Source organism: Streptomyces sp. NPDC000941, from assembly GCF_053599555.1.
In genome coordinates this window covers 20,798-29,589 of record NZ_JBSFMM010000137.1, presented here as the reverse complement: position 1 = coordinate 29,589, position 8,792 = coordinate 20,798, and the positions used below count along the sequence as shown (strand labels likewise).

Genomic DNA, 8,792 nt, shown 5'->3' with positions numbered 1-8,792 from the left:
CCTGGGCCGCGGCCCAGGCGCCGCGCGCAGGCCGCGGCCCGGATCAACACGCGCCGCCGCCCGAGCCCGCGCTCACGCGCGCTGCGCGGCGGGGGCCTGGCCCAGTGTGCCGTGCGGCGGCGATCCGGCGGCCAGCTCCTTGGCGGCCTCGGTCAGGTCCTTGGCCGTGTCGATGGCGCGCCAGTACGCGCCGTGGGGCAGCGGGAACCCGGCCAGGCGGCGCTCGCGGGCGAGCCGGGGGAAGGTGGTGCGCTCGTGGTCCCCGCGGTCGGGGAGCAGCGCGGTGAAGTCGGCGGAGAAGACGTAGACGCCGGCGTTGATGAGGTACGGCGACGGCGGCGCCTCGATGAAGTCGAGGACATGGCCGAACTCGTCGGTCTCCACCGCGCCCCAGGGGATGCGCGGGCGGGCCAGGGCGAGCGTGGCGACGGCGTCGCGCTCGCGGTGGAAGTCGGCCATGTCGCGGAGCGAGAAGCGGGTCCAGATATCGCCGTTGGTGGCGTACCAGGACCGGTCGGGGTGCGGGAGCGACGCGGCGGCGAACTTGAGACCGCCGCCGCGGCCCAGCGGCTCCTTCTCGACGACCGTCGTCACCCGCAGCGGCAGATCCGCCGACTCCAGCCAGTCCTGGAGCACCGCCGCGAGGTGGCCGCAGGAGACGACGGCGTCGGTGACGCCCTCGGCGGCCAGCCAGGCGAGCTGGTGGCCGATGATCGGGGTGCCGGTGCCGGGGATCTCGACCATGGGCTTGGGCCGGTCGTCGGTGTACGGGCGCAGCCGCGAGCCCTGGCCTCCGGCCAGGACGACGGCTTGTGTGGGGCGCGCGGGCAGTGGGTGCCGCGCCGCGGTGCGGGCGTCATCTGTCATGGGCCGCACGATATGCGGTGCCGTGATGGAGGTGCCGAGCCGCGTCAGCGGCGGGCCCGGGTGACGCCGGTCGCGTACGAGGTGTCGCAGACCGGACGGGAGTAGGCCTGGGCGCGGTCCGTGCCGCCGTACTTGGCGACCGCGGCGCGGCCGAGCGCGCGGGCGATGGAGGCGCAGTGCCTGGCCAGCGAGGGCCGCTCGGAGGTGGCGACTTGGAGATGGGTGAGGGCCACGCCCGGGTCCTTCTCCTGGAGTTCGGCGAGCAGCCGGTCGCGCAGCGCCTCGTGCGGGGCGCGGTGGGCGGCGCGGGTTGATGCCCTGTCGGACGAGGCGGTGAGGATCTGCGACTCGGCCGCCGGGGATGCCCACGGGACGCGGGTGACGGCGAGCGTCCCGGAGAGGACGAGGACGACGGGGAGGACGAGAGCGAGAGTTCTGCCGATGCGGCGGGCTGCGGTGTTCAAGGACGTTCCTCGCGGTTCTTGACGGCGGTACGCGGCGATCGTAGCGAGGAGCGATGATTTGGCGACATTTAGTCACCGTTTTGGGGGACCAGATACACCAGAGAGGGTGGCGGGCCTTGACGGGTTGGGGTGATATGCCCGGTATGCGAAGAGATTTATCTGTCGGGCTATTTGTCGATACAGCAACAGGCGCCGCCCGTCCGCACAGAGGCGGACGGACGGCGCCGTTGGGTTGACCGGGGTTGTCGCTCGGTCAGTCGCTGAGTCGCTCGCCCGTGGACGTCGAGAAGACGTGGATCTCGCTCGGGCGCGGGACGACGTGGAGTTGGGTGCCCTTCTCCGGCACCTGGCGGCCGTTGACCCGGACGACCAGGTCCTTGACCTCGCCGCCGACCTCGGCGGTGCCGTAGACGTAGCCGTCGGCGCCGAGTTCCTCGACGACGTTGACGGTGACGGCCAGACCGGCCGGGGCGTCCTTGCTCTCCTTGGTGAGGCCCTTGGCGGCGGCGCCGCCCTCCTCGACCACGTCGAAGTGCTCGGGGCGGACGCCGACGGTGACCGTGCGGTCGCCCTTGTCCCCCGCGGCGCTCAGCGCCTCACGGCTGACCGCGACGACGCTGTTGCCGAACTTCACGCCGCCGTCGGTGATCGGCACCTCGACCAGGTTCATCGCCGGGGAGCCGATGAAGCCCGCGACGAACAGGTTGTTGGGGCGGTCGTACATGTTGCGCGGCGAGTCGACCTGCTGCAGCAGCCCGTCCTTGAGGACGGCCACCCGGTCGCCCATGGTCATGGCCTCGACCTGGTCGTGGGTGACGTACACGGTGGTGATGCCCAGCCGGCGCTGCAGGCTGGCGATCTGGGTACGGGTCTGCACACGGAGCTTGGCGTCCAGGTTGGACAGCGGCTCGTCCATGAGGAAGACCTGCGGCTCACGCACGATCGCGCGGCCCATCGCGACACGCTGCCGCTGACCACCGGAGAGCGCCTTGGGCTTGCGGTCCAGGTACTCGGTGAGGTCCAGGATCTTGGCCGCTTCTTCGACCTTCTGCCGGATCTCCGTCTTGTTGACGCCGGCGATCTTCAGCGCGAAACCCATGTTCTGGGCCACGCTCATATGCGGGTACAGCGCGTAGTTCTGGAACACCATCGCGATGTCCCGGTCCTTCGGCGGAAGGTGGGTGACATCGCGGTCGCCGATCCGGATCGAACCGCCGTTGACGTCCTCGAGGCCGGCGAGCATCCGCAGGGAGGTGGACTTGCCGCAGCCGGAGGGGCCGACGAGAACGAGGAACTCGCCGTCCTCGATGTCGATCTCGAGCTGATCGACGGCGGGCTTCTCAGTGCCCGGGTAGATCCGGGTCGCCTTGTCGTACGTAACCGTGGCCATGCTGATCTGGTCCCTTCACCGGCAGGAACGTGCCGGACGATCCGAGTAAAGGCAGGGGTCTAGTCCACTTCCGCGGACTGGCCGCGACCTTAACTCGGAGTGGGGCTCCCTGTCTCTACCTGAGCTGACCAAACTTTGGGCGAGCGGAGAATTTCGAACGGATCACCCCCTCGGCGTGGGTACACTGCTGGGGACGCGCCGACTTAGCTCAGCTGGTAGAGCACCGCTCTTGTAAAGCGAAGGTCGTCGGTTCGAGCCCGACAGTCGGCTCCGCGAGCGCACGGCCCTTCATGGCGGACCACGGAGGGCCGTTCGTCTCGCCTCTCACACCCATCCCGTGCCCCGGGTTCCCGGCCCGACTGTCAACAAATTGCCAGCCGCGCCCCCGCGTGATCGCCCACCGTTGCCTTCCGAGTGCGCTGCGCGTTCGGAGCGGGGTCACCTGGGGCGGAGTTTCCGGGTCGGGGTGCAGCTTGTTGACAATCCCGTGGCCGCCGCGCCGTGGCGCTAAGCATAAGCGGCACAAAAGTGGGCGATTTTACTTGACCTTTACCAACTGTAGTGCGTTGACTGGCTTGCTGAGGGCGAACTAATCTCCGGCCGCAGGGCCTTGTACGGCCTTTCCAGCCACAATCCACCTACTGGACACGGGCTTCTCGACCGCGGGGAAGAAGGGCTACGCGAGGGTTGAGAACCAGCGGGTAACGGTGGCGCGGAAGTTCGTGATGCGGAAGTTCGTGATTCTGATCGGCGGCTGTGTCATTGCGGATTCAATTACGGGGTGGCCGCCGATCGCCTTCGCGGCCGTTCTTGGTGACTTGGGACGGTCGGCAGCAACCGACGGGTATGCGACGGACGGGTCGTGTGCCGCATGGGGGAGTCATGGCTGAACTGTCCATGTCCAAACTGTCTACGTCCAATACGAAGGAAGAGCCGGCGGCGTCCATGCTCGGCGCCCCGGTCCAGTCCCCGCCGATGGTGCTGGCCACCGACGGCCCCGCCGTCAGACAGGCCATCGGGCAGCTCCTGTCGCGCGCACGGCACAGCATCAGTCTGATCGTGCCCGGCACCTTCGAGCGGGCCAAACCGATCCTCCCGCAGATGGGCCGGTTCACCGCCGTCGCGGGCACCGGGGTCACCGTGCGGGTGCTCTGCACCCCGCAGGTCCTGGCCCCGCTCGGCATCCTCGCCGCCGCGCGGCGCGGCCCGCTCGGCTATGAGCTCCGGGTCGCGGACGTGGATCTGCAGGGGACCGTGATCGCCGACGGCAGGGCCGCCTTCGGCCGGTCGGGCGGCGAATGCGGCGGCCGGTACGCGACCTTCAACTACGACCCCGCCTCGGTCCGCGCGCTGGACCTGATGTTCGCCGGGGCCTGGGGTAGCGCGATGCCGCTGGACGAGCATCAGCGCCTGGCCGACCGGCTGCGCTCGGACTCGGTACGGATGATCCTGGAGCGTCTGCGCGAGGGTCACACGGACGATGTGGCGGCGCGCCAGATCAGGGTCTCGCTGCGCACGTACCGCCGCCATGTCGCGGCGATCATGCGTGACGTCGGGGCCAACTCCCGCTTCCAGGCCGGGGTGCGCGCCGTCGAACTGGGGCTGTTGTCGGACGTCGACTGACGTGACCGGGCACGAGGAGGGCGGCGTCGAAAACGAGCTGGCCGAGCAGGCCATCGCCCAGGAACTCCTGGCGGTACGCGCGCTCATAGCATCCACGGTCGCCGCATCAGCCGCGGCTGCCGAATCCGTCGTCGGCGATTCCGGGGCCGGTGATTCCGGCTCTGGCCAATCCGCGGCCGGCCAATCCGGTTCCGGCCAATCCGGTTCCGGTCAATCCGGTTCCCGTGATTCCGGGGCGGCCGAATCCGCGGCCGACCAGGGCGCCGGGCGACCGCGGGGGAACTCCTGGGTCGCGGCGGTGGAAACGGACGAGGAAGAAATTCGAACGGCTGCCGAAGAGCTGATCCGGGAGGCCGGCGGGAATGTCGACGTGGTGCTCGCGGCGGAGGCCGCGCATGTCGGTGCGCTGCATTCCGTACTGAGCGAATGGCTCCGCTCCGGCGGCGAGGACGTGAGAACGCGTGTTCTGTGCGCCCAGAACTCACTCGACTGGAATTTTGTGCGACGGCACGCCAGGGACCGGCGGCATCTGGAGGTCCGGGTCGCCCGGATTCCGCTGCTCGCCGCGCTCATCGTCGACGGCCGCGCCGCGCTGGTGTGCGCCGACTCCGCGGTCGGCCGCCGGGCCTCCGCCATCCGCGATCCGGGGGTCATCGAGACCCTGCAGACCCTCTTCGACGGCATCTGGCGCAATGCGGTGGTGGTGAACGAGCGGGTCGACTTCGGCGACCACCCCCGGATGGAGATGGTGCGGCCGATCCTGGAGTGGCTGAGGCTCGGCGTCACCGACGAGGTCGCCGCGCGCGAGCTGTCGGTCTCGGTGCGCACCTATCGCCGCTATGTTGCCGAGATCATGGCCTTGCTGGGCGCGAGCTCCCGGTTCCAGGCCGGGGTGCGCGCCGCTGAGCTGGGGCTACTGCCGGTCGCGCCCCCCGGGGACGCCCAGCGGGACCCGCCGCGAGACCCCCCGCGCCACCGGCGCTGAGCCGGTGGCGAGGAGGCGGTGACCGTGGCCGGTTGAGGTGCTGGCAGCTTCCTGTAGGCGCGTTGCGGGTGCTCTGGGCGTCCGGCTAGACATGATGAACTGACCTGACGAAAGCCGTAGTTGCGGACGGTCCTGGCGCATGGGAGTGACCGGCCCGACAAGGAGGCACTCTTATGAGTATTTCAACTCCCGAAAAGTTGGTGACGAGTCACCGGAAGACGACTCGGGGAAACACGGCTCCTGCTGTCCCCGCCGCTCCGGAAAGGATGACTCCGGAACGGATATCTCCAGACCGGAGCTCTCCAGACCGGAGCTCTCCAGACCGGAGCTGCCCGGACCGGAGCTCCCCGGAGCAGCTGCTGAGCGGGGTCGGTGTGCTCGACAAGGCATCGCTGCTGCTCGGCGTCCTGGAAGCGGGCCCGGCCTCGCTGGCCAGGCTGGTCTCCGCCACCGGCCTCAAACGCCCCACCGTGCACCGGCTGGTGCTCGCCCTGGAGCGGCTGCGGCTGCTCGCCCGGGACGCACAGGGCCGCTTCATCCTGGGGCCGCGGCTCGGGCTGATGGCCCTGGAAGCCTGTCGGGACCATCTGGCGACGACGGCGGAGCCCGTGCTGAGCGAGTTGCGCGATGTGACCGGTGCCAGCGCCCGGCTCTACCGGCGCCGCGGGTATATGCGTATCTGCGTCGCCGAGGCCGCGGTGACCGGCAACCCGGTCGCACAGGACCGGGTGCCGGTCGGCGCCGCCCTGCCGATGAACGCCGGCCCCGTCTCCCAGGTGCTGCTGGCCTGGGAGCGGCCCGAGGACCTGTACGAGGGGCTGCGCGGCGCCCAGTTCACCGCCGCCACGCTCTCCGGCGTACGGCGCCAGGGCTGGGCCCAGAGCGTCGGCGGGCGGGAGCACGGGATAGCCGCCGTGGCGGCCCCGGTGCGCGGCCCCGGCGGCCGGGTGGTCGCCGCGCTGTCGATCTCCGGGCCCATCGGGCGGATGTCCAACGCCCCGGGCCGGGTCTACGGCAGCGCGGTGATCGACGCGGCGGTACGGCTCGGCAGCGGTTTCCAGCGCTGATAACGGGCGGGTGGGCCGCCGCCGGATTCGGTTCGCGGGGCGGCCACCGCTGCGGGATGCTGTGCGCATGCCGACGCCCGCTGAGCAGCAGCTCGCCCCCATGACCCTTGAGGACTACACCGCCCGGATGTCCCGGGCGGCCCGCACCGCCGCCGATGCCGGGCTGGCCGGGCTGGTGGTCACCCCCGGCCCGGACATGGTCCATCTGTGCGGTTACCGCCCCCCGGCGGAGACCGAGCGCCTCACCGCCCTGATGGTCGTCCCGGGGCAGACGCCCCGGCTCCTGGTGCCCCTGCTGGAGCGGCCGGACGCGCTGGCCGCGACCGGCGTGGGCGCGACCGAGGTGACCGGCTGGACCGACGGCGGCGACCCGTACCGGACGGCGGCGGACATGCTGCCGCCGCGCGGCCGTTACGGGATCTCCGACGAGACCTGGGCCGTCCACCTGCTCGGCCTCCAGCGCGTTCTGCCGGACACCTCCTACTCCGCGATCGGCGAGGCGCTGCCCATGCTGCGCGCGGTCAAGGACACCCACGAGGTGCAGCGGCTCGCGTCCGCGGGGGCGGCGGCCGACGCGGCGTACGAGGAGATCGTGCAGGTCCGCTTCGCCGGGCGGCGGGAGCGCGATATCGCCGCCGACCTCAGCGCGCTGCTGCTGCGATACGGCCACAGCCAGGTCGACTTCACGGTCGTGGGCTCGGGCCCCAACGGCGCCAACCCGCACCATGAGGCCGGGGAGCGGGTGATCGAGGAGGGCGACATGGTGGTGCTGGACTTCGGTGGCCTCAAGGACGGCTACGGCTCCGACACCACGCGTACGGTGCACGTCGGCGAGCCGACGAAGGAAGAGCGCAAGGTCCACGACATCGTGCGCGAGGCGCAGCAGGCGGCGTTCGAGGCGGTCCGGCCGGGGGCGGCCTGCCAGGACATCGACCGGGTGGCGCGCCAGGTGATCAACGAGGCGGGCTACGGCGAGTACTTCATCCACCGCACCGGCCACGGCATCGGGGTCACGACGCATGAGCCGCCCTATATGGCGGAGGGCGAGCAGCTGCCGCTGGTGCCGGGGATGTGCTTCTCGATCGAGCCGGGGATCTATCTGCCGGGGCGGTTCGGGGTGCGTATCGAGGACATCGTGACCTGCACGGAGACGGGCGGACGCCGGTTGAACAACACGGCGCGGGAGCTGCGGGTCGTGGCCTGAGGACGGTTACCGGAAGGGCCGGGCCGGAGGGGGCCCGGGGCTGGTGCCGGAGGGGCCCGGTGCCGGTGCCGCTCTCCCCTCGTGCAGCGGCACCGGCCCCGCGGGCCCGGTCTGGTGGCGGCGCCGGGAGGGTTACGGCACCAGGAGGGTTACGGCACCCGGGAGGGTCACGGCACCAGGACGACCTTGCCCGTCGTGGCGCGCGTCTCCAGGGCCCGGTGGGCGGCCGCCGCCTCGGCGAGGGGGAAGCGGTGCACCCCCGGGACGAGACGGCCGGCCGCGGCCTCGGCCATGGAGCGCTCCTCCAGCGTGCGGATCGGGTCCGGCCCGCCGGCCTTCGCCAGCATCGGCGGGCCGAGCACGACCTCCGAGGTGATGCCGCGGGCCGTCAACTCCTCCTCGCCGAACTCCAGCGGGCCGCCACCGCCGGTGAGCAGCCCGCCCGAGGACCAGCCGAAGACGAGGTGACGGCCGCCGGGGCCGAGCAGATCCACGCCCGCGCGGCCGGGCTCCCCGCCGACGCCGTCGAACAGCACGGTCGCGGCCCGGCCGCCGAGGGCCGCCCGGACCTGGTCCGGCCAGCCCGGGTCCGTGTAGTCGACGGCGATGTCGGCGCCCAGTTCGCGTACCCGCGCCACCTTCTCGGGGCCGCCCGCCAGCGCCACGACCGTGGCGCCCGCATGCCCCGCGTACTGCACCAGGAGTTGGCCGATACCGCCCGCCGCCGAGGTGACGACCGCGACGTCGTCGGCGGTCAGCTCGGCGAACTGCAGGATCCCCATCGTGGTCCTGCCGGTGCCGATCATGGCGACGGCCTGCGCCTCGTCCAGGTTCGCGGGCACCTCGTGCAGCTTGCCCGCGGCGACCACGGCCAGTTCGGCGTAGCCGCCGGGCACCATCCCGAGGTGGGCGACCACGCGCTTGCCGAGCCACGCCGGGTCGGTGCCCTCGCCCAGCGCCTCGACCGTGCCCGCGACCTCGCGGCCGGGGATGGTCGGCAGTTCGGGCGCGGCGTGGGTGGCGGTGGTCTGGCCCGCGCGCAGGGCGGTGTCGAGCAGATGGACCCCGGCCGCGGCGACCGCGATCCGGACCTCGCCCGGGCCCGGCACCGGATCGTCGGTCTTCTCGTGGATCAGGTTCTCGGCGGGGCCGAAGGCGTGCAGGCGGATGGCGTACATGGGTGTTCTCCCTG

8 protein-coding genes and 1 tRNA gene are annotated in these 8,792 nt (G+C 71.5%); 5 read left to right on the top strand and 4 right to left on the bottom strand.

Translation table 11 applies throughout. The annotated features are described in order from the left end of the window. Positions 1-72 precede the first annotated feature (72 nt). From ACWDSL_RS34470 to ACWDSL_RS34460, 3 genes are all read right to left on the bottom strand, one after another. Positions 73-867, bottom strand: a complete 795-nt coding sequence (locus ACWDSL_RS34470) for an NDP-sugar synthase (protein ID WP_398529944.1) — start codon at positions 865-867, stop codon at positions 73-75. Between the two features lie 44 nt (positions 868-911). Further along, positions 912-1,331, bottom strand: coding sequence for a hypothetical protein (locus tag ACWDSL_RS34465; RefSeq protein WP_450491891.1), 420 nt, complete (start codon positions 1,329-1,331; stop codon positions 912-914). 253 nt (positions 1,332-1,584) lie between these two features. Beyond that, positions 1,585-2,721: an ABC transporter ATP-binding protein gene (locus ACWDSL_RS34460; RefSeq protein ID WP_450491890.1), complete on the bottom strand. Its 1,137-nt coding sequence runs from the start codon at positions 2,719-2,721 to the stop codon at positions 1,585-1,587. Between the two features lie 197 nt (positions 2,722-2,918). On the opposite strand from ACWDSL_RS34460, the gene ACWDSL_RS34455 reads away from it, so the two are divergent. From ACWDSL_RS34455 to ACWDSL_RS34435, 5 genes are all read left to right on the top strand, one after another. After that, positions 2,919-2,991 (top strand) — tRNA-Thr (locus ACWDSL_RS34455). Positions 2,992-3,603: 612 nt separating this feature from the next. After that, the gene (locus ACWDSL_RS34450) at positions 3,604-4,344 is read left to right on the top strand and encodes a hypothetical protein (protein WP_450491889.1); all 741 of its coding nucleotides are present in this window, start codon (positions 3,604-3,606) and stop codon (positions 4,342-4,344) included. Position 4,345: 1 nt separating this feature from the next. Continuing rightward, complete coding sequence (locus ACWDSL_RS34445; RefSeq protein WP_450491888.1) at positions 4,346-5,329, top strand: LuxR family transcriptional regulator; 984 nt, start codon at positions 4,346-4,348, stop codon at positions 5,327-5,329. 374 nt (positions 5,330-5,703) lie between these two features. After that, a complete protein-coding gene (locus tag ACWDSL_RS34440; protein WP_450491887.1) occupies positions 5,704-6,396 on the top strand; it encodes an IclR family transcriptional regulator in 693 nt (230 codons plus the stop codon). Positions 6,397-6,463: 67 nt separating this feature from the next. Continuing rightward, the gene (locus tag ACWDSL_RS34435; protein WP_450491886.1) at positions 6,464-7,600 is read left to right on the top strand and encodes an aminopeptidase P family protein; all 1,137 of its coding nucleotides are present in this window, start codon (positions 6,464-6,466) and stop codon (positions 7,598-7,600) included. Between the two features lie 167 nt (positions 7,601-7,767). Here the strand turns inward: ACWDSL_RS34435 and ACWDSL_RS34430 are convergent, their stop codons facing one another. Then, positions 7,768-8,778 carry a zinc-binding dehydrogenase gene (locus tag ACWDSL_RS34430; protein WP_450491885.1) on the bottom strand — a complete coding sequence of 337 codons (1,011 nt, stop codon included), beginning with the start codon at positions 8,776-8,778 and terminating at the stop codon, positions 7,768-7,770. Positions 8,779-8,792 lie beyond the last annotated feature (14 nt).